The 683-nt window shown below is 32.4% G+C and carries 1 protein-coding gene; it reads right to left on the reverse strand.

The window, feature by feature from the left end:
* Window positions 1-121: 121 nt before the first annotated feature.
* Window positions 122-683: RluA family pseudouridine synthase (locus tag E6A48_RS11635; protein ID WP_258018618.1), on the reverse strand; the 562-nt coding region annotated here is incomplete at its 5' end.

Genomic DNA, 683 nt, shown 5'->3' on the forward strand with positions numbered 1-683 from the left:
GTATCCGAAGGATATAAGCTTCTTTTATACTAATACCGAAGGCACTTCCTACGGTCGTCCTGAAGGACTCCCTTTGGTCGCAAAAGAAGTGGGGTCTGGTGCAAAGCCCCAGATATAAAACTTAGTATATACTAGCAATAAAATCTTTTAAATCTTTTGGTATTTTTGCCTTTACTTTTATACGCTCATTTGTAATTGGGTGATTAAATTCCAACATATAAGAATGAAGTGCCTGCCTATAAAAAAATCCTTCTGGTATTATGCTTTTTTCTATAAAAGAATTAAAAACTTTAGGTCCGTATTTACCGTATATTTTATCTCCAACCATATAAAGATTTTTTGAATGAAGATGCACCCTTATTTGATGCATTCTTCCTGTGTAGAGCCTTATTTTTAGTATGGCATAATCGCCTATTTTTTTTACAGTTTTAAACTTTGTCTTTGAATATTTTGAATCTTCGACATTTTCTTTATGAAGTATTTGATATCTTCTATAAAGCTTATCCCCTACCTCTTGCATATATCCTTCAACAGTAAAAGCATCTTCTATATTTTTAGCATTCTCCACTACGGCAATATAAGTTTTTTTTATATTATTATTTTTATTTGCAAGCATAGCACAAAATTTTGAAGCTACCAAAGAACCGCGTGAAAGTATTACACACCCACTTGTCTCTCTGTCT

It is taken from the genome of Brachyspira pilosicoli, assembly GCF_019402445.1.
Taxonomy (GTDB): Bacteria; Spirochaetota; Brachyspiria; order Brachyspirales; family Brachyspiraceae; genus Brachyspira; species Brachyspira pilosicoli_B.